This is a genomic window from Pseudomonadota bacterium (assembly GCA_016711215.1).
GTDB lineage: Bacteria > Myxococcota_A > Polyangia.
This window is the reverse complement of the sequence record JADJTL010000003.1, coordinates 588,239-607,528: the sequence shown is the minus strand read 5'-3', so window position 1 is coordinate 607,528 and position 19,290 is coordinate 588,239. Positions and strand designations below refer to the sequence as shown.

16 protein-coding genes are annotated in these 19,290 nt (G+C 69.9%); 14 read left to right on the top strand and 2 right to left on the bottom strand.

Annotated features, from left to right (window positions below; all coding sequences use genetic code 11):
* Positions 1 to 57 precede the first annotated feature (57 nt).
* Together IPL40_11370 and IPL40_11365 are read left to right on the top strand one after the other, a co-directional pair.
* Positions 58 to 1,440 (top strand): DEAD/DEAH box helicase family protein, encoded by a 1,383-nt coding sequence (locus IPL40_11370; GenBank protein MBK8481761.1) that lies wholly within the window; start codon positions 58 to 60, stop codon positions 1,438 to 1,440.
* Entirely contained in the window at positions 1,427 to 2,644 is a 1,218-nt protein-coding gene (locus tag IPL40_11365) for a DUF790 family protein (protein ID MBK8481760.1), read from the top strand. The genes IPL40_11370 and IPL40_11365 overlap by 14 nt, the downstream gene beginning before the upstream one ends.
* Positions 2,645 to 2,688: 44 nt before the next feature.
* Here the strand turns inward: IPL40_11365 and IPL40_11360 are convergent, their stop codons facing one another.
* Positions 2,689 to 3,264 (bottom strand): hypothetical protein, encoded by a 576-nt coding sequence (locus IPL40_11360; protein MBK8481759.1) that lies wholly within the window; start codon positions 3,262 to 3,264, stop codon positions 2,689 to 2,691.
* Positions 3,265 to 4,029: 765 nt separating this feature from the next.
* Between IPL40_11360 and rpsP the strand changes: the two genes are divergently transcribed.
* The 6 genes from rpsP (at position 4,030) to IPL40_11330 (ending at position 7,626) form a co-directional block, all read left to right on the top strand.
* A complete protein-coding gene (gene rpsP / locus IPL40_11355; GenBank protein MBK8481758.1) occupies positions 4,030 to 4,284 on the top strand; it encodes a 30S ribosomal protein S16 in 255 nt (84 codons plus the stop codon).
* Positions 4,285 to 4,453: 169 nt separating this feature from the next.
* A complete protein-coding gene (locus tag IPL40_11350) occupies positions 4,454 to 4,684 on the top strand; it encodes a KH domain-containing protein (GenBank protein ID MBK8481757.1) in 231 nt (76 codons plus the stop codon).
* A gap of 44 nt (positions 4,685 to 4,728) precedes the next feature.
* A complete protein-coding gene (rimM, locus tag IPL40_11345) occupies positions 4,729 to 5,322 on the top strand; it encodes a 16S rRNA processing protein RimM (GenBank protein MBK8481756.1) in 594 nt (197 codons plus the stop codon).
* A complete protein-coding gene (gene trmD / locus IPL40_11340) occupies positions 5,322 to 6,641 on the top strand; it encodes a tRNA (guanosine(37)-N1)-methyltransferase TrmD (GenBank protein ID MBK8481755.1) in 1,320 nt (439 codons plus the stop codon). The genes rimM and trmD overlap by 1 nt, the downstream gene beginning before the upstream one ends.
* Positions 6,642 to 6,699: 58 nt before the next feature.
* Positions 6,700 to 7,134: a 50S ribosomal protein L19 gene (rplS, locus tag IPL40_11335; protein MBK8481754.1), complete on the top strand. Its 435-nt coding sequence runs from the start codon at positions 6,700 to 6,702 to the stop codon at positions 7,132 to 7,134.
* 120 nt (positions 7,135 to 7,254) lie between these two features.
* Positions 7,255 to 7,626, top strand: coding sequence for a YraN family protein (locus tag IPL40_11330; protein ID MBK8481753.1), 372 nt, complete (start codon positions 7,255 to 7,257; stop codon positions 7,624 to 7,626).
* A 53-nt stretch (positions 7,627 to 7,679) separates the two neighbouring features.
* On the opposite strand, the gene IPL40_11325 is transcribed toward IPL40_11330, so the two are convergent.
* Entirely contained in the window at positions 7,680 to 8,177 is a 498-nt protein-coding gene (locus IPL40_11325) for a hypothetical protein (GenBank protein MBK8481752.1), read from the bottom strand.
* 651 nt (positions 8,178 to 8,828) lie between these two features.
* On the opposite strand from IPL40_11325, the gene IPL40_11320 reads away from it, so the two are divergent.
* The 6 genes from IPL40_11320 (at position 8,829) to IPL40_11295 (ending at position 18,923) form a co-directional block, all read left to right on the top strand.
* A complete protein-coding gene (locus tag IPL40_11320; protein ID MBK8481751.1) occupies positions 8,829 to 10,484 on the top strand; it encodes a hypothetical protein in 1,656 nt (551 codons plus the stop codon).
* Positions 10,485 to 10,612: 128 nt separating this feature from the next.
* On the top strand, positions 10,613 to 14,035 hold the full coding sequence (locus IPL40_11315) for a tetratricopeptide repeat protein (GenBank protein MBK8481750.1): 3,423 nt from the start codon (positions 10,613 to 10,615) through the stop codon (positions 14,033 to 14,035).
* A gap of 10 nt (positions 14,036 to 14,045) precedes the next feature.
* On the top strand, positions 14,046 to 15,341 hold the full coding sequence (locus IPL40_11310; protein ID MBK8481749.1) for a tetratricopeptide repeat protein: 1,296 nt from the start codon (positions 14,046 to 14,048) through the stop codon (positions 15,339 to 15,341).
* A gap of 187 nt (positions 15,342 to 15,528) precedes the next feature.
* On the top strand, positions 15,529 to 15,783 hold the full coding sequence (locus IPL40_11305; GenBank protein MBK8481748.1) for a hypothetical protein: 255 nt from the start codon (positions 15,529 to 15,531) through the stop codon (positions 15,781 to 15,783).
* Between the two features lie 24 nt (positions 15,784 to 15,807).
* Entirely contained in the window at positions 15,808 to 17,907 is a 2,100-nt protein-coding gene (locus IPL40_11300; GenBank protein ID MBK8481747.1) for a TonB family protein, read from the top strand.
* A 74-nt stretch (positions 17,908 to 17,981) separates the two neighbouring features.
* Complete coding sequence (locus tag IPL40_11295; GenBank protein ID MBK8481746.1) at positions 17,982 to 18,923, top strand: tetratricopeptide repeat protein; 942 nt, start codon at positions 17,982 to 17,984, stop codon at positions 18,921 to 18,923.
* The last annotated feature ends 367 nt before the right edge of the window (positions 18,924 to 19,290 follow it).

Sequence of the window (19,290 nt, the reverse complement as noted above, 5' to 3'; positions counted from 1 at the left end):
GTGCCCGCGCGCCCGGGCTTCCGCGCCGAGCCCTTCGTCGACTACCCTCGGCCGGCGATGACGACCGCCGGCGAGCTCGAGCTGCGTTTCGTAGGGGGGACGCTCGAGCTGCGCGGCTGGGCGAGGGGCTCAGGCGCGCAGCTACCGCCAGCCTGCCGCTGGGATCCGCGGACCCGCTCCTTTCGCGCGCCGGCGCTGGCCTACGCCGAGCTCGTGCTGGCCTTGCGTCAGGCGGGGCAGCCCTTCAACGACGCGGCGAGGCGCTATGGCGTGCTGGACGAGGGGCTGCAGGTGCGGCGCGCGCCGCGGCCCTTTCAGAGCGAAGCGCTGACGGCCTGGCGCGCGGCCCAGGGGCGCGGGGTCGTCGCGCTGCCGACGGGCGCGGGCAAGAGCGACGTGGCGCTCTTGGCGATCGACGCGATGCGGCGGGACGCGCTGGTGATCGCCCCGACCCTCGACCTAGTCGCGCAGTGGTACGACCTGCTGCGCACGCGCTTTCGCTGCGACGTCGGGGTGATCGGCGGCGGGGAGTTCCTGCTCAAGCCGCTGACCGTCTCGACCTACGACTCGGCGCGGCTGCACGCCGAGCACCTCGGGGCGCGCTTCGGCCTGGTCGTCTTCGACGAATGCCATCATCTGCCCAGCGAGGGCTACGCGCTGGCGGCGCGCGCGCTGCTCGCCCCCTACCGGCTCGGGCTCTCGGCGACGCCAGAACGCGCCGACGGCCGCCACGCGCTGCTCGGCGAGCTGGTCGGCCCCCAGGTCTACCGGCGCGACGTGGTCGACCTGGCCGGCGTCTATCTCGCCGACTACCGCGTCGAGCAGCTACGCGTCGAGCTGACGCCCGAGGAGCGCACGGCCTACAGCGAGGCGCGGCGGGTCTATCGGGCGTTCGTGGCGGCGGCCGGTCTGCGGATGAGCTCGCCCGAGGGTTGGGCGCAGTTCGTGATGCGATCGTCGCGCACTGCCGAGGGGCGGCAGGCGATGCTCGCCTATCAGCGGCAGCGCACGCTGGCCTTCGCGGCGCCTTCCAAGCTGGCCTATGTCGAGCACCTGCTGCAGCGCCATCGTGGCGATCGCGTGCTGCTCTTCACCGAGCGCAACGACGCGGCCTACGAGCTCTCGCGGCGCTTCCTCGTGCCGGTGATCACGCACCAGACCAAGGTCACCGAGCGCAGCGCGATCCTCGCCGCCTTCGCCGCCGGCACGACCAACGCGCTGGCGACCTCGAAGGTGCTCAACGAGGGCGTCGATATTCCGGCGGCGAACGTCGCGATCGTGATCTCGGGCAGCGGCTCGGTGCGCGAGCACGTCCAGCGCCTCGGTCGCATCCTGCGCCAGACCGGCGACAAGCGCGCCGTGCTCTATGAGCTGGTGGCCAGCGGCACCTCTGAGGTGCTGACGAGCAGCCGCCGGAGGGAGCACGTTGCTTACCAGTGATCTCGTGCGCGTGCGGCGGCGCGCCGGACGCCTCAGCGTGCCGCCGCTGCGCCCGCTCGAGCGCGAGCGTCTGTTGGTCGCGGCAGAGCGCTTCGTCGCGCTCGCCCGCGCGCATGTCGGCGGCACCCGCGGCGCCTTCACGGCCGCCTGCGACGAGGTCCCCGGCGAACCGACCGACTACAAGCTGCTCAAGGGCCTGCGCAAGCTGCTCGAGGATCGCTGCACCTTCGAGCAGCACGCGGTCCTCGATCCGCCCGAGCTGCGGCGGGCGATCTTCGCCCACGCGGCGGCGGCCCGGCGCGCCTCGAGCGAGCAGCAGCCCTTTGATCGCGAGACCGTCCTCCGCGCCGCGGCCGGGGCGCTGGGGCTGAGGGCGGAGCAGGTCGAGCAGGCGCTCTACGCCGACCGCAACGACCAGCATCGCCTCGTCGCCTTCGCCGCGCTCGACGCCGCGGCCCTCGTCGAGAGCTACGAGCTGGGGCAGCAGCAGGCCGTGCTGCTGCGCGCGCTGCGGGTCACGGTCGAGCTGCGTTGCCCGGACGCCGCCGCCTACCGCGCGATCTTCGGCCGGCTGAAGTTCCTCCGGCTGCTCTATCGGCTCGAGCGCCTCGACGACGGACGCTACCGCCTCGAGGTCGATGGGCCCTTCAGCCTCTTTCAGGAGGTGACGCGCTACGGGTTGCAGCTCGCGCTGCTGCTGCGGGCCTTGCGCGGCGCTGGTCAGTGGCGGCTCGCCGCCGACGTGCGCTGGGATAAGGATCGACCGCCCTTGCGCTTCGAGCTCGAGAGCGAGGCCTCGCCCGAGCGCCCGGCCGCGCCGCCGCCGCCGCCCGACGAGGTGGCGCGCCTGCTGACGGACTTCGCGCGGCTCGAGAGCCCGTGGCAGGCCGCGCTCGCGCAGGAGGTGGTCGAGCTGCCGGGCGTGGGCCTCTGCGTGCCCGACCTCGTCTTCACCCACCAGCCGAGCGGCCGGCGCGTCTTGCTCGAGGTGCTCGGCTACTGGAGCCGCGAGGCCGTTTGGCGCCGCATCGACCTGGTTCGCGCTGGCCTCACGCAGCCGATGCTCTTTGCCGTCAGCAAGCGTCTGCGCGTCAGCGAGCAGGCGCTCGACGCCGACCTGCCCGGCCAGCTCCTGGTCTATGCGGGCGTGATCAAGGCGCGCCAGCTCGCCGAGCGCCTGGCGCTCTACGAGGCGCGGGGCTAGAGGTGCGCGGGGCTAGAGGCGCGCGGGGCTAGAGGCGCGCGGGGCTAGAGGCGCGGCGCCGCGGCGGGTGTCGCCGCGAGCTGCGTCGGCGGTGGCGGTCCGAAGTAGCGAGCCAGCCGCTCGCCAGCGGTGGCGAGGAGCTGCGGCAGATCGAGCGTTGCCCAGCCAAGCGTCCAGCCACCGCCCTCGCTTTGGTTCGGAATGACCCGCGTCTCTCCGAGCACCCAAGCGTGCAAGGCCTTCACCCGCAGAGCGCCCAGGCTGGCACCGAGGCTCATGACCTCGGAGACCTCTGGCGGACCACTGCCCGCCGGATTCGGCGTCTCGGTAATCCGATCATGGGTCACGATCGTGACGCCGAAGGGGGTATTCAGGAGCGACACGGCCCGACTCTCGCGGGCGCCGGAGGCCCGGCTCGCCGACCCGGCGCTGCTCCACGGACCCTGCGCGTCGCCGACGTGGTCGCTGACGGCCAGCGAGGCGAAACCACTGCCCCCGCCCAGCGTCTCGATTCTGAAGGCAGTTGCCTGCGACAGGTCGCCGCCGTGGCGATTGCTCGCGAATCCGCGCAGCCCCATCGTGGCGAGCACCTCGTCAGAGACCGTCTTGCGGATGCTCACCTTCCCGTCGGGCTCCGGATGGATCCACGCGCGATCGGCCACGGGCACGACGGGGCCGCCGGCGAGGAGGGAAGCCGCCAGGTAGCCGGCGCCGAGGAGGCCACCGATCCGCCTCAGCCGCCTCAGGGAGGTCCTCAGTCTGCCTTGGGTCCTTGGTTGCTCGGGCGCCCGGACGCTCGGCTGCGCGCCGCGCTGATCGCGCGCGTCAGCGGCCCGGGGCGCAAAAGCGCTGAGCGCGGTTGCCCGGGCGCCGCCAGGGGCTGCCGCGATCAGCGCCCCCGCAATCACTGCCAGACGCCACTCGCTACGCCAACCGCTACGCCACTCGCTACGCCAACCGCTACGCCAACCGCTACGCCAACCGCTACGCCAACCGCTACGCCAACCGCCAGGTCTGGGCATCTTCCGCTCCAGCGCTCGACCGACCTGGCTCGACGAACCTGGGGGTCGGTCGGTGTTACTCGATCGGTGCTACGCTCGTCAGGCTCCGGTGGCTCCGGTGGCTCCGGTGGCGCTCTGGGCCTCCCGGGAGGCGCGCCGCCCTCGAGGCCGACCGAAACACGGTGCGGGGGTGGTGGTCAACGCATAAACGCGCCGCAGCGCCCTGCCGCGCCGGCCCGCGCGCGATCCGCCCGCGCTTGACTTTGCGTCCAGCCTCCGTTAGTAGCCCTCCAGCGGGAACATGCCCGACGGCTGCCAGTGGCTCGGTCCACGGCGACGGTCTCCCCGAGGCAACGACCTGGGCGAGGACCGAGGGGGGATCTGATCATGGTCAAGCTTCGTTTGACGCGTGCGGGTGCCAAGAAGCACCCGGTCTACCACGTCGTGGCCACCGATTCGCGCAGCCCGCGCGACGGTCGCTTCATCGAGCGCGTGGGTTTCTACGACCCCGGTCAAGAGCCGGTGGCCATCCGCCTGGACGACATGCGCGTGCAGCACTGGCTCGGTGTCGGCGCTCAGCCGACCGAGACGGTCAAGCGCCTGATCTCGACCTGGCGTCGGGCCCAGCCCGCGGCCTGAGGCGCTGGCCCGCAGCGCTTGGCGCTGCGCGGATCGGCCCTGCTCGCTCGGAGGCCCTCAGTGCGAGCTCCCCGCGGGCGGTCTCGCCCGTGGGGAGTTCGCGCGCGCGGCATGGAGCTGCCATCCAGCAGAGACTTGGAGGTTCAGCATGAGCGGCAACAGCGGGTCGATGCGAGAGCTGGTGGCCTTCATGGCCAAGGCTCTGGTCGACCAACCTGAAGAGGTGGAAGTCAGAGAGCTCGACGGCGATCAGAGCTCGGTGCTCGAGCTCAAGGTCGCCGAGGACGATCTCGGCAAGGTGATCGGCAAGCAGGGGCGCACGGCGCGCGCGATGCGCACCATCCTCACGGCGGCCTCGGCCAAGGTGCGCAAGCGCGCGGTGCTCGAGATCATCGAGTAGCTCGCCTGGCGCGCGTCCGCGCGTCGGCGCCGAGGTTAGCTCGGATGTCCAGCTTCGGCCCCAGCGACGCCCCCCGCGACGCGATCGAGGTCGGTCGCGTCGGTCGACCGCACGGGCTGCGCGGCGCCGTCACGGTTCAGCTCCATGACCCCTGCTCGACCGCGTTCGAGCGCGCGCGCCCCGGCGAGCTGGGGCTGCGCCTCGCCGACGGGGCGTGGCGATCGGGCCTGCGCGTGGTCGGCCAGGCCGGGGCCAGCAGCAGGATCCTCGCCATCGATGGGGTGACCGGACGCGATCAGGCCGAGACCCTGCGTGGGGCGGCCGTCTGGGTCGCGCGCAGGGCGCTGGCGCTGGCGCCCGGGGAGGTGCTCTTCGTCGACCTCGTCGGCTGCCGCGTTCACGAGGGGAGCGCAGCCTACGGCGAGGTCGTCGAGGTCTTCGAGGCCGGGGCGGCCGCCGTGCTGGTGGTGCGCCAGGGAGCGGACGAACGAATGGTCCCCTACGCGGAGGGCACGGTCGGGGCGATCGACCTCGAGGCCAAGACGATCGAGCTGATCGACGGCGAGCAGTGGCCCGTCCAGCCGGCGCAGGATCCCGCGGAGGGGCGGCCCTGGCGCGGCGGCTCGCGCCGACGCTGATGCGCTTCTCCGTCGTCACGCTCTTTCCGGAGCTCTTTCGCTCATGGCTCGAGAGCGCCCTCTTGGGCAAGGCGGTGGCCGCCGGTCGGATCGAGGTGCGGCTGATCGATCCGCGCGCCTTCGCGCACGATCGGCACCACACGGTCGATGACACGCCCTACGGTGGCGGCGAGGGGATGGTGCTCAAGGTCGAGCCCTTCGTCGCGGCGATCGAGGCCGCGGCGGAGGCCCTGCCGGCGGTCGCGGCGCATCGCGTCCTGCTCTCGCCGCAGGGCGCGCGCCTGACGCAGGCCAGGCTGCACTCGTTCGCGCTGCAGCCGCATTTGCTGCTGGTCTGCGGGCGCTATGAGGGCTTCGACGAACGCATCCGCGCCAGCGTCGAGGAGGAGCTCTCGCTCGGCGACTTCGTGCTCAACGGCGGCGAGGTCGCGGCGATGGCGGTGATCGATGGCGTTTCGCGCCTGCTGCCGGGCGTGATCGGCAACCGCGCGTCGCTGCAGACGGAGTCGCATGCCGCCGGTCTGCTGGAGTACCCGCAATACACGCGCCCGCGCGAGTACGGTGGCCTGGCCGTGCCCGAGGTGCTGCTCAGCGGGGACCATGAGCGCATTCGTCGCTGGCGGCGCCAGCAGATGCTGCTGCGTACGCGCGCCCGCCGCGCGGATCTCTGGCGTGCCTTCAGTCCCGACGCCGAGGATCGGGCGCTCCTGGCTGAGGCAAGGCTGCCCGCGACGCCGGGCCCGGTCTCCATCGCCCTCCTGCACCACCCCGTCTACGATCGTGACGGGCAGGTGGTGACGACGGCGCTGACCAACCTCGATCTGCATGACATCGCGCGCTCGGCGCGGACCTACGGGCTCGAGCGCTACTTCGTCGCGACGCCGCTCACGAGCCAGCAGGAGCTGGTGCAGCGCATCCTCGGCCACTGGCGCACCGGCCATGGTGCCAACACCCACGCCAGTCGGGCGGAGGCGCTCGCCCGCGTCGAGGTGGCCGCCGACCTCGACGCGGTGATCGCTGCCATCAGCGCGCGCGCTGGACGTCCGCCCTTGGTGGTCGCGACGACGGCCGCCCGTCGCCCCGGACAGCTCGACGAGGCCGCACTGCGGCGCCGCTGGGAGCCAGGCCAGCCGCTCTTGCTGCTCCTTGGCACCGGCTGGGGTCTGACGCAGGCGCTGCTCGATCGGGCCGACGCCGTGCTCTTGCCCCTGGGCGGGCCAGGCGAGTACAACCACCTCTCGGTGCGGAGCGCGGCGGCGATCTTGCTTGACAGACTCTTCGGTCTGCGCCAAGAGCATGGGCCGCCGGCCCAGCGGTGACGTGCAAGGACGCACGCGATCCCGGGACGGCCGCCGTCCGAGGTGAGGAGCAGCCGACATGAGCAGCGTCAATCCGATCATCGCCGAGCTCGAAGCGCGCGCAGTGGCGCCCGAGCATCCCGAGTTTCGCGTGGGGGACACCGTCCGGGTGCACGTTCGTATCGTCGAGGGCCAGCGCGAGCGCGTGCAGGCCTTCGAGGGCGTGGTGATCCGCCGGCGGCGCGCGGGCAGTCGCGGGACCTTCACCGTGCGGAAGATCTCCTACGGTGTCGGGGTCGAGCGCACCTTCCCGTCCTGGTCGCCGCGCCTCGAGCGCATCGAGGTCGTGCAACAGGGCGTCGTGCGGCGCAGCCGACTCTTCTACCTCCGCGAGCGCGTGGGCAAGGCCGCCCGCATCCGCTCCCGCGTCGATCCGCGCCGTGCGGGGTCGCGCGCCGTCGCGGCTGTCGCCGCGAAGGCAAAGGCTGCTCCGGCAGCGCCCTCAGCCAGCTAGGCTCAGCCAGCTAGGCTTGATTGGCGGCTGGCGCGGGCCAGCGCTCTTGATGGGCCAGGTTCCTTCCGGAAGGCGGAGACCCACCGCTGGGGACCTCCGCCGCGAGCGGGAGCGTAGCCCATGGGCTCGAGCCAGTTGGAAGGGCGTCGCGGCGAGCAGCTTGCCGCCACCTATCTCGAGCGCCGCGGCTATCACCTGATCGAGCGCAACTACCGGATCGCCCAGGGAGAGATCGACCTGATCGCTGAGGACGGCGAGGTGCTCTGCTTCGTCGAGGTGCGCAGCCGGCGGGACGCAGAGCACGGCCATCCGCTAGAGACGGTCGGGCCCCGTAAGCAGGCGCGGCTGATCCGCGCGGCCCGCCACTACCTCGCATCCAGAGCGCTAGGCGATCGGAGCGTACGCTTCGATGTCGTTTCGATCGTCCACGAGCCGGCGTTGGAGCTGCGGCTCGTGCAGGGGGCCTTCGAGGTCGGCACGCATTGGTGGTGAGCGACCAGTGGTGAGCGACCAGTGGTGAGCGACCAGTGGTGAGCGACCCGCCTTCAGAACGACGTGCAGCGGCGCTCAGTCTGCGCGCGCTGGCAGATCTCATCCTGAGGGTCGCTCTGCAGCTCTTCGACCGAGAGGTCGTCCTTGCACACGCAGAGCTTGCAGCAGTCGAGGCCCGGATAGACCTTGATCCCGCCGACGCGGCAGGCGAAGCCCTGACGGCAATTGGGGCCCTGGCCCGGGCAGTCCCCATCCCCCTTGCAGAGCTTGGTGCAGCGCGGGACCGGCGCCTCTGCGCTCTTGCGCAGCGCACAGATGCGCGAGCGGCACTCCAGCGCATAGCTGAGGCTGAAGGTGCCCTGCTCTTCAGTCTGCTCGGCGACGCCCGGGTCGACCTCGCCGCTGGGACAGCGGATACCGACGTCTCCGTCGTCGCAGCCCGTCGCGGCGGCGAGCGCCAGCAGCAGCGCCGCGAGCGCGCTAAGGCGGGGCAGGGCAAGACGGCGCAGGCCAGGACGGCGCAGGGCAAGGCGGCGCGGGCTCACGATCATGTAGCAGACTCCATGTAGCAGGATGTAGCAGGATGTAGCAGGCTCCTGCGCGACCCGCGCACTCTCGCATCGGAGAGCGGGGGTCGTCAAGAACAGCCGGCGCTTACCCTTTGATTTCCTTGCCTCTGCGGCTGGGCCGGTGCTACCGTCGGCCCTCGTCAGCGCCGAAACGGCGCCGCTCGTCCACGGTCGATTCCCGGGCGGCGGGTGACCAGCTCAGCGCGCGTTGCTCGCGCGAGAAACCGGGGCGGGGGATCCGTGCGGATCAGGCAGCGGTGCGGATCAGGCAGCGGTGCGGATCAGGCAGCGGTGCGGATCAGGCAGCGGTGCGGATCAGGCAGCGGTGCGAATCAGGCAGTCGGGCGGATCATCAGTCAGCGCGGCCACCGACGAGCCCACAGATGGGATCACAGATGGGATCACCCGTGGGCACTCACCCCTGGGAAAGCATGGGGCGATGGCGGATGATTCAACGGTGCCAGAGGATTGGGAATTCGGCGCAGAGCGCGACCGAAGGTCGTCGCCGCCGCGACCTGCGGGAACGTGGACCGTGGATAGCAGACAGTCGATAGCAGACAGTCGATAGCAGACAGGGGCCAAGGGATGCACCTACCGCGTGCTCAGAGGCAAGATCGGCGAGTGGCAGGGCGGATGGCTGAGATCACGGGGTCTCGCGGCTGGATCCGCCCCTTGCGCTGCGGGCTGCTGGGCGTGGGTCTGGCGCTGCTGGCTTACCCTCCCGCGATCGCCGAGGCGCGACCCGACGTCGATGTCGTTGGGTCGGGAGCGCCCGCCGAAGGCGATGCGGGCGAGATGGAGTTCGCGCCGGAGACCGTCGAGAAGAGCGGCCCGCCCTCCAAGGCCCTCGTCCGCGCCCTCGAGCTCTACCGGGGCGGCGATTATTACGGCGCGAGCATCGAGCTCTACAACGTGGTCGAGGGCCGTAGCGGGGACTCCGAGGTCCATCGCCTGCGGGCCGAGTTCACGATGGGCAAGACGCTCCACCACCTGGGCTTCCACTCGGCGGCGCTCGCCTACTTCGACCGCGTGGTCCAGAAAGGCGAGGCGCACCCCTTCTTTGCCGAGACGCTGAAGTGGTTGGCGGCCCTCAGTCAAAGCCTGCCCGAGGCCGTCGTCGTCGAGCGCCTGGGGAAGTACAAGGCCAAGGACCTGGAGCAGCCGGTGTTGGCGCGCTTGCGCGGCGAGCTGCTCTACCTGCTCGGCCGCCACCACTACGGCAAGCAGGGCGTGGAGCAGGCCGCGGCGCTCTTCGGCGCCGTGCCGCGTGGCAACCGCATGTATCCGCGCGCCAAGTACATGCAGGGCATCAGCTTTGTCCGGCTGGGGCGTGGCCCCGCGGCGGCGGCGGCCTTCAAGGACGTGTTGCGCGTGGCGCGCGAAGCGCCGGCCACGTCAGAGATCCAGCGCTTCGAGCAAATGGCGTTGCTCGCGCTGGCCCGCGTCTTCTACTCGACGCGCCAGTTCGAGCTCAGCATCAAATACTACGAGCGCATCGACGAGACCTCCGAGGACTGGCCGACGGCGCTCTTCGAGTCGAGCTGGGCCCATTTCCTGCGCAACGACTTCTCCAAGGCGTTGGGTAACATCCACACGCTCAACGCGCCCTACTTCGAGAACCTGTCCTTTCCCGAGTCGCAGGTGTTGCGGGCCGTCGTCTACTGGAAGAACTGCCTCTACGACCAGGCCGAGGTCGCGATCGAGGACTTCGACCAGCGCTACCCCAAGCTGCAACGTCAGGTCACCGAGCTGCTTCGGCGCTACGCTGATCCCGCCGAGATGTTCCAGCTCTTGCTCAAGCTGCGGCGCGAGGCCGCCGGCCTCGGCCCGGAGCTGCGTCGCCTGCTGCTGGCCACGCTCGCGGACAAACAGTTCCAGTCGGCCCTGGTCTACGTCGACGAGCTGGCGCGCGAGCTGAAGCAGATCGACGCTGCCGATGCCGAGTGGAAGGCCTCGGCGATCGCAGGCGTGATCCTGCAGGACGTGGCGCTGCAGAAGTCCTTCGCCGAGAACGCGGCCGGCGAGCTGGCGCAGCGGCGCCTCAAGCGCTACTCGGCCGAGATTAACGAGCTGCAGAAGCAGGCGCTCAAGGTGCAATACGAGATCATCAACGGGCGCAAGAACACGCTCGAGAGCGGGCTGCGCGCCGAGCAGGTGTCGCGATCGCCGCGCCAGGCGCGACCGGTCGTCGTCGACGACGAGCACCACTTCTGGCCCTTCGACGGCGAGTACTGGCGCGACGAGCTCGGCTACTACCGGGTCAAGGTCGCGTCGATGTGCAGGCAGTGAGGGCGACGGCAGCCGGCCGCCGCGCGATCACCAGCGGCGGGCCAGGCAGCGCGCGCGGCTCCTCGCGTGAGAGGTCAACGACAATGCAGCGATGCGGTCGACGAGAGCAGGCAGCGGCAAGGCGTCGGATGGGCGCTGGTCCATCCTTCGCGCCGCTCGCGCTGGGACTACTGCTGGCCGGCGCGGCGCAAGCGGGCCCACGTTACCAGAAGACAGAGGTCAAGGTCGTAGCGGGCGGGCGGCACTTCACCGCCGCGCAGCGGCCCGTGGCCAAGGCCGCAGCCCCGGCGCTCGCGGCCGAGGCGTTCCGCCACGCGATTCAGTCGAAGGTCGCGCGGCTCAACGACACCGCGATCGCTACGCTCAAGCAGCTGATCAAGGTCACCGACGAGAACGACGCCGAGAAGCCCGATTACTTCTTCCGCCTCGCCGAGCACTTCCGCGACAAGAAGAGCGAGTACATGTTTCGCGCGCGCGAGCTCGACGAGCGCATCTTCGTCGCGTCGACGCCCGCCGAGAAGGATCGGATCAAGGCGCGGCAGAAGCAGTTCGAGCAGCTCGAGCAACAGTGGATGCTCGGCGCGATCAAGCTCTACCTGACGGTGGCCAACACCCCCGCCTACGCCAAGTATCCGCGGATGGACGAGGTGCTCTACAACCTCGCCGACATGCTCAATCAGGCCAAGCGCCACGACCGAGCGCGGGTCTTCTTCGGCGAGCTGATCCGCAACTATCCCCAGAGCCGGTACCTCCCGGACGCGTACCTCTCCTTCGCGGAGCACTACTTCAACGAGGGTGACGTCGAGGAGGCGCTGCGGCGCTACGAGCAGGTGGCCCGCTATAAGGACTCCGCGCTCTACGGCTATGCGATTTACAAGCAGGCCTGGTGCTGGATCAACCTCAACGATCCGCGGCGCGCCCTCGAGCTCTTCCTCCGCGTCATCCGCGAAGGCGACCAATTCGCTGGGACCGCCAAGAGCAAGCTGATGCTCGTGCGTGAGGCGAAGAAGGACCTCGTGCGCGCCTACGCGATGGTTGGCACGCCAGAGCGGGCCTGGCCCTTCTTTCAGCGCGTGGGCGGCGACGCGGCGCCGATGATGTTGGAACGGCTGGGCGAGATCTACTACGACCAGGGCAAGTTCAGCGCCTCGATCACCATCTTCAAGCAACTGATCGGCCTGCAGCCGCAGAGCGCGAGCCTCTGCGTCTGGCAGCACAACATCGTGCGGGCCGCGCTCTCGGGTTTGGGCAAGACCGAGCAGGTGCTGGAGGTCAAGCGCCTCGCAGCCGTCCACGAGCTCCTGCGCCGTCAGGCGCGGCTGCCGGCGAGCGTCGTCGCGCAGTGCCGCGAGCGCGCGGCGGGCACGCTGCGCGAGCTGGCGACCCTCTGGCATAACGAGGCGCAGAAGACGCTGAACAACGACACCTACGCCCTGGCGGAGCAGCTCTACCAGCAGTACCTGACCAGCTTCCCGCAGGAGAAGGACCACTACGCGATGGCCTTCTTCTACGCCGAGCTGCTCTTCAAGCTCGAGCGCTGGGAGCAGGCCGCCGACGCCTACACCGTCGTCGTCGCGCTGGAGCCGCGCGGCAAGTACCTCAAGGAGTCGGCCTACGCGGCCGTCATCGCCTGGAAGAACGCGCTCAACGTGGCGGAGGAGGTCAAGGACCACGACGCGAGCGCGCCGGGTGAGAAGTTCGAGCCGCGTCCGATTCCGGCCAACCAGCAGAAGATGCTGGTGGCCTTCGACACCTATCTCAAACACGTCCCGGACGCACCTGAGCGGCCCGCGATTCTCTATCGCAAGGCGCGCACCTACTACGAGCACAACCACTTCGCTGAGGCGGTAGACGGCTTCGCCCAGGTGCTGGAGCAGTACCCCGCGCACGAACTGGCGGTCTACGCGGCCAACCTGCTGCTCGATGCGCTCAATATCCTCAAGCGCTACGACGACATCGCCGACTGGGTCGAGCGCATGAACAGGATTCCCCAGCTGGCGACGAGCGAGCTGAAGGAGACGCTGGCGCGGATTCGGCGCGAGATCAAGCGCAAGCAGCTCGAGGACTACCAGGAGCGCGGACGCTACCGGCAGTGCGGCGAAGGCTACGCGCAGCTCGCCAGCGACTATCCCGACGACGCGCGCTGGCCCGAGCTCGCCTTCAATGCGGCGCTCTGCTTCGAGGCCGCGAAGCTGATCGGACAGGCCATCAGCATCCGGCAGAAGCTGATCGAGGTGGCGCCCAAGGACCCCTTGGCGCAGCGCGCGATGTACATGATCGGCGCGAACTTCCATGCGCTTGCCTGGTACAGCCGGGCCGCCGAGTGGTACGAGCGCTTTGCCAAGGAGTTCCCCGGCGAGAAGGAGGCTCCAGAGGCGCTGCAGAACGCGATCGTCTTCCGCCTCGGCCGCGCCGAGTATGAGCTCGCCCAGAAGGACATCGAGTTCTTCGCCAAGAGCTACGGCAAGCGGCCGCAGTACGCGGCGCGCACCGCGCAGGTCGTCTTCTCGCTCGGCCAGCGCTTCGAGCAGCGCAACGACCTGGAGGGCGTGATCAAGTATTACGGCGACTACCTGCGTGACTGGGGTCGCTATGGCGGGGTGGACCGCCAGATCGTCGCGCATGTGAAGATCGGCCGCGCGCTCTGGCGCGCCTCCTGTCCGGTGGGCGGACTCAACGGCGCCTGCATCAAGATGGATCGTGTTCGTTCGAAGCGCACCGTGCGTAAGGCGGCTGGCGGCAAGAGCCGCGGGGTCGAGCTGCGCAAGCAGTGCGGGCCCGAGACCAAGAACCGCATCACCGTGGTCGACCGCAACGGCGCCAAGGTGCGCCAGGCGCAGGGGCACCTCGCCGAGGCGCTGACCTTGGGACGTCGGGCGGGGATCACGCGTGCCGCCGCAGACGCGGATCAGGAAGAGGCCGGTCGGCGGGAACAAGCGATGCGTCACGCTCTCGCCGAGGCGCGCTTCCTCCAGGCCGAGGCGCAGCTCGAGGCGTTCTTGGCGCTCGAGTTCCCCACCGACCTCGACTTCTCCGAGGGGGACGCACGCCGCAAGCAGGCCTCGGTGCGCGCCTTCCGCAAGTATCTCGACAGCAAGGGCAAGCTGCTCGAGCGCGCCCGCCAGAGCTACCAGGACACGATCCAGCTCCGCGAGTCCGACCTGGCGATCGCCGCGGCGGCCCGCATCGGCCAGCTCTTCCAGAACTTCGCCGACGCGCTCTACACGGCCCCGGTGCCCAAGCCGGCGATCCCGCCGGCGCTGCGCGGCGGCGCGGCGCGCGACGAGTTCGTCACGGTCTTCACCGATGCCTACTGCGACACGCTCGAGGATAAGGCCCGCCCGCTCGAGGAGAAGGCGGTGCAGGGGCTCGACGCCTGCCTCAGCAAGTCGACAGAGCTCTCCTGGTACAACGAGTGGTCCCAGCTCTGCGAGCAGGAGCTGAACCAGATCAAGCCCGCGGAGTATCCGATGGCGTCGGAGGTCCGCCCTGAGCCGGGCTACCTCTCCGCTCGCGCGGACCGTGCCGGCGTAATCACGGTGATACGGTAGGAGTCCACGGATGATCGCCGCAAAGCAGCGAAGCTCGGGGAGAGGTTCATCGGGGCGCGGCGTGCTGATCGCGCTATCAGTTGCTGCCGCGTGCGGGCCGACGCGGCCGGCGCCCGTGCATCCGGCGGCGATCGCGGCGCGACCGAGCGCGACGGCCCTGCCGGTGGTGCCCCGGCGCCATTCGAAGGCCGAGGAGCAGGCGCGCACGGCCTTCCTCGCCGCCGTCAAAGACTACAGCGCCGCCGCGCGGCCGCTCGACCGCGAGCGCTGCGGAGCGCTGGCGCAGCGCTTCGGGGCGGTCTACGACGAGCACCAGCTGGTCGAGGCGCGCTTCAACGTCGCCGCGCTGACGGAGGAGTGCGGCGATACGAAGACGGCCGACCGGCTCTATGCGGAGCTGCTGCAGGCGCACGCGGGCTATGGCCCCGCGCTGAACAACCGCGGTCGGCTGGCCCTCTTGGCCGGTCAGCGCGCGGAGGCCGCCGAGTTCTTCCGACAGGCAGTCGCGGTGGGGAGCTCGGATGGCTACGTGAATATCGCGTTGCTCCAGCGCGAGCGGGCCTTGGCCGGCGACGAGGCCGCGCTGCGTGAGGCCGTGGATAATATCCACCGCGCGCTGGCCGTCGATTCCTACAACATCCAGGCCTACGATACCCTGGCGACGCTGGTCTTCGACCGAGCCAAGACCAACGCCGACCTCGAGATCGCCCGGCTGATCTGCGTGCAGGCGATCAAGCAGCGGCCCGACTATGCACCGGTCTACAACGTGCTGGGGCTGGTGCTCCTGCGGATGGACGAGGTCACCCGTGCGCTGCGGCAGTTCAAGCAGGCGGTCGAGCTCGACGAGCGCTTCATCGAGGCGCAGATGAACATCGGCGCGATCGCGCTCGGCTTCCGCGATTACAAGACGGCGGAGCAATCCTTCACCAAGGTGCTGGCGCTCAATCCGGATGCGCCGACGAGGTTCCAGGCGACCATCGGGCGTGGCGTGGCCTACCGTGGCCAGCGCCGCTTCGACGAGGCGCTGGCCCAGTATCGGGCCGCCGAGGCGCTCGACGCCAACCATCCCGCGGTCGCCTTCGATATCGGTGTGCTGCTCCAGGATTATCTTTTCGACGGCAGCGACGCCGATAAAGGGATCGCGCAGCTACGTCAGGCTCGGACGCTGCTGCAGCGCTTCGCCGCGGCTTCGTCGGATCCAGGGAAACGGGCCGACGCGCTTCGTCGTATCAGAAATATCGAGGAGTTGCTGCCGATGATCGAGGAACAGCAACGGCTCCAGGCCGCGCCGCAGAAGCAGCCCTAGCCCGCCTGGCACCGCTCTCGCCGCGGGGATCCCTGCGGCGCCGAGAAAGGTGAGCCTGGACTGGCCGGCTGCTATAGTTGTTGGCTGCAGCGACGGAAGCGACGGAAGCGACGGAAGCGACGGAAGAGGGGGAGGCAGGATGCAAACGCGACGACAATCGTTAGGGCGGTCGTTAGGGCGGTGGCGCGTGGCGGCAGTTGCCCTCGCCCTCGCCGCTGGGTTCTGGTTCGCCGCTCCGGTGGTCGCGGCCCCGCCGCCGAGCGGAGACGTAAAGTACAAGCAGGAGACGCGCTACGACTTCGACGATGACCTGGTCGAAGGTGAGCTCCAGCGCCCCGACGACGAGCTGATCGAGGGCTCGCGTCGCGCCAAGCATTCAAGTCTGATCAAGATTCGCGAGCACTTCATCCCCGAGCTGCTGAAGTCCGCCGAGGACCTGTAGCGGCCAGCCGCGGCCGGGAGTGTGATGATGGCGACCAACCTTCCCCTGACCTTCGCGATCGAGCGAACCGGCGCCGCGCCGCGTGAGCAGCGCTTGCTGGTGAGCGTGCCCGGCGCGGTGAAGATCGGCACCCTCGACTCCTCGCAGCTCCGCCTCGACGATGACCAGGTCGCCCGCATGCATGCGGTGATCGAGGTCAACGGTCCCGACGATCTGCAGCTGATGGACCTTGGCAGCGGTAGTGGCACGCTCTTGCGCGGCGTCCGCGTCACCAAGGTCAAGCTCGAGGAGGGCGTCGAGTTCACGCTCGGCAGCACGCGGCTCCGCCTGCGGGTTGGCGCCCCACAGCCGGTCGCGGTCGAGCGGCCCGCCGCCGCGGCGCCGGCGCCGACAGGGTTGCCGCTCTCGCCCGGCTTGCGGCTGCCGCAGGGCTACGCCGCCGCCAGCGCGACGCTCGGCGCCGGCGCGGCGCTGCCCGCAGGAACGGCGCGCGTCGAGGGTGGCGCCTGGGGCGCCGGGAGCGGGGGATCGGAGCAGTCCGACGCTGCGCGCGCGGTCGAAATCACGACGATGTTCGAGGAGACCGTCCTCAGTGTGCGTCACCTCGACAACCCGGCGGGTGGCCACGCCACGGCCTCGACCTACGCGGTGATCACCGGCGGGGCGCTCTTGGTCCTCGCCGCCCTCGCGGTGGCGGTCGCCGGGTATGGGGGCCTCGGCGCGCTCCTGCTACCGCTGGGGGTCGCCGTCGGCCTCTACGGCGCGATCCGGCTGGAGGACGATCGGCGCTCGCCCGACTTCACCCTCGGCTCGGTGCCCGGCGCCGACGTCAACCTCGTCGACGCCGCGGTCCCCGCCGAGCGCTTCCCCCTCGTTCGCGCGGATGGCCGCGACTACGCGCTGCTCTTCACCGCGCAGATGGGTGGCGACGTGACCATCGGGGGCGAGCGCCTCGAGCTCAACCGCCTCGCCGGCGGCGCCAAGGTACGCCCCGTTCCGGAGTTCGGCGCCACCTTCGCCTATCCGATTCCTCCGCAGGCGCGGATCAAGGTCGACATCGGGGCGACGACCTTTCTGATCAACTCGGTCCAGCCTGCTCGTCGCCTGGCGAGCCCCTTCGGCCAGCAGCTCGACTGGCTGCCGACCTTCGGCGTTTCGGCGGCCGCGCATCTGCTGCTGCTCTTTCTGGTCTTCGCCGTACCGCCGGACGCCAAGGCGCTCTCGCTCGATCTCTTCGACGCCGACAACGAGCTGGTGAAGTACCTGATCAAGGCGCCCGAGCGTAAGGACGAGGACCTCCCCGAGTGGCTGAAGGCCAAGAAGGGGCCCCAGGACGCCGGCGGCAAGGGCCAGCGCCATAAGGGCGACGAAGGCAAGATGGGCAGTAAGACCTCGAAGAACCGCAGAGGTCTCTACGGTCTGAAGGGGCCGAAGGATAATCCCGATCCGCATCTGGCCCGTGAGCTGGCCGAGCACCAGGCGAAGACGGCGGGCGTCCTCGGCCTCCTGGGCTCCCCATCCGGCAGCCACCTGGCGTCGATCTTCGGCCGCGATACCGCGCTCGGCACCGACGCCGAGGACGTGATGGGCGGCCTGATCGGCGACCAGATCGGCGAGGCCTACGGCGCAGGCGGCCTCGGCCTCGTCGGCACGGGACGGGGCGGCGGTGGCACGGGTGAAGGCACCATCGGTCTCGGGGCGCTGGGAACGATCGGCAAGGGCGGCGGGGGCGGGGATGGTGCCGGTTATGGCACCGCCGCGGGGCGACTCGCCGGGCGCACGGCGTCGGTGCCGATCGTCCAGGCCGGTCAGGCGGAGGTCCGCGGCGCGCTCGACAAGGAGATCATCCGTCGCGTCATTCGCGCGCATATCAACGAGGTCAAGTTCTGCTACAGCCAGGCCCTGCAGACCGACGAGGACCTCGGCGGCCGCGTCGTGATCGAGTTCACGATCGCCGCCAACGGCACGGTCGTGGCGTCCAGGGTGCAGACCTCGACCCTTGGCAATGCTCGCGTCGATCAGTGTATCGCTGACGCCGTGCGCCGCTGGCCCTTCCCCAAGCCCAAGGGCGGCGGGATCGTCATCGTCTCCTATCCCTTCGTGTTGCAGGCGGCTGGCGGTTAGGCTGCTTGCACCTGGCGTCGAAGTCGCGAACATTCACCCCGGGGCCCCCTGGCTCGGCCCGGCGGAGGCGTCTCGTGAGCAGTCATGATCAACGACGGCGATCGGCACGATCGGCAACCTGCCCGCGTGGCCTCGTACTGCTGGCGCTCTTGGCCGCCAGCGCCTGCGGACGGCTGAGCTGTAGCCCTCAGCGACATCGCGCCATCGCCCACGTCAACGCGGGGGTTCGCGCCTTCGCTGAGGGACAGCTCGGCGCGGCCCAGCGTGAGCTCGAGCAGGCCGTCGAGCAGGATTCCACCCTGGCCGTCGCGCTGGCGAATCTGGCCAAGGTCTACCAGCAACTCGGTCGCTGGGAGCTAGCCCAAGCGCGGCTGGCGCAGTTGGTTGCGCTCGAGCCGGGCAACGCGCGAGCGTTCTACGAGTTGGGCAAGGCGCTGCAGAAGCTGCAACGCCTCGAGGAGGCCCAGGCGGCCTATCAGCGCGCGCTGAGCCTGAGCCCGAACCTCTACGTGGCGCACTACGAGAGCGGGACGCTGCACGAGGCGCTCGGCCAGCCCAAGGAGGCCGATGCAGCCTACCGACGGGCGATCCAGATCAACGCGCATTTCGACAAGCCCTTCGTCAAGCTGGGTCGACTCTACCTCAAGCATGACTACGCCGAGTTGGCGATGCAGGTGTTACAAGCCGGCGCAGCCGTCAACGAGGCGAGCGCAGAGATCCACGACTTCCTCGGCCTGGCCTACCAGCAGCTCAAGCACTTCGATCGGGCGATCGAGAGCTTTCGCCGGGCGCTCGAGCTCGAGCCGGATCGCCATGTGGCGCTCTTCAACCTCGGGATGGCCTATGCGGAGGCCGATCGCCGGGCCCTGGCCGAGCGGACGCTCACGCGCTTCACCGAGCTCGCCGGCAGCAGTCGCACGATCGGCCCCGAATACCGGAAGGCGGCGAGCGAGAAGATCATCGAGCTTCACGAGGCGCAGCTCGGGGCGCCCCAGCCGCCGGCCAAGCTGCAGTAGCTCGAGATCAAGCACGGGCGATGGCCCGCGCTGGCGCGCCGCCGCGGCGACGCGCGAGGCGCCTCGGCGGGTGCCGGTGGCAGCCGGCGGTGCAGCGTCAGCCATTTTGCTCGCCATCATCTGACCATGATATAAGTGGAGTCCGATTCTGGGGCTGTTTCGCTGCGTTACGCGGGGAGGAGCACCAGGGCGAGTAAACACCTTGCGCGCCGGGCGGCGGCCGGAAGGCCGCGGTTGTCAGGTTCGCGGGGGGACATCCGCATCCGAAGTTTTTTTGCGGCGGCAGCGACTTGCTCGACACCCAGCCCGGGGGCTAACGCATCGCGTGGTGGTGGGCCAGCGCTGGGTTGTCGAAGTTCGCCGGCCG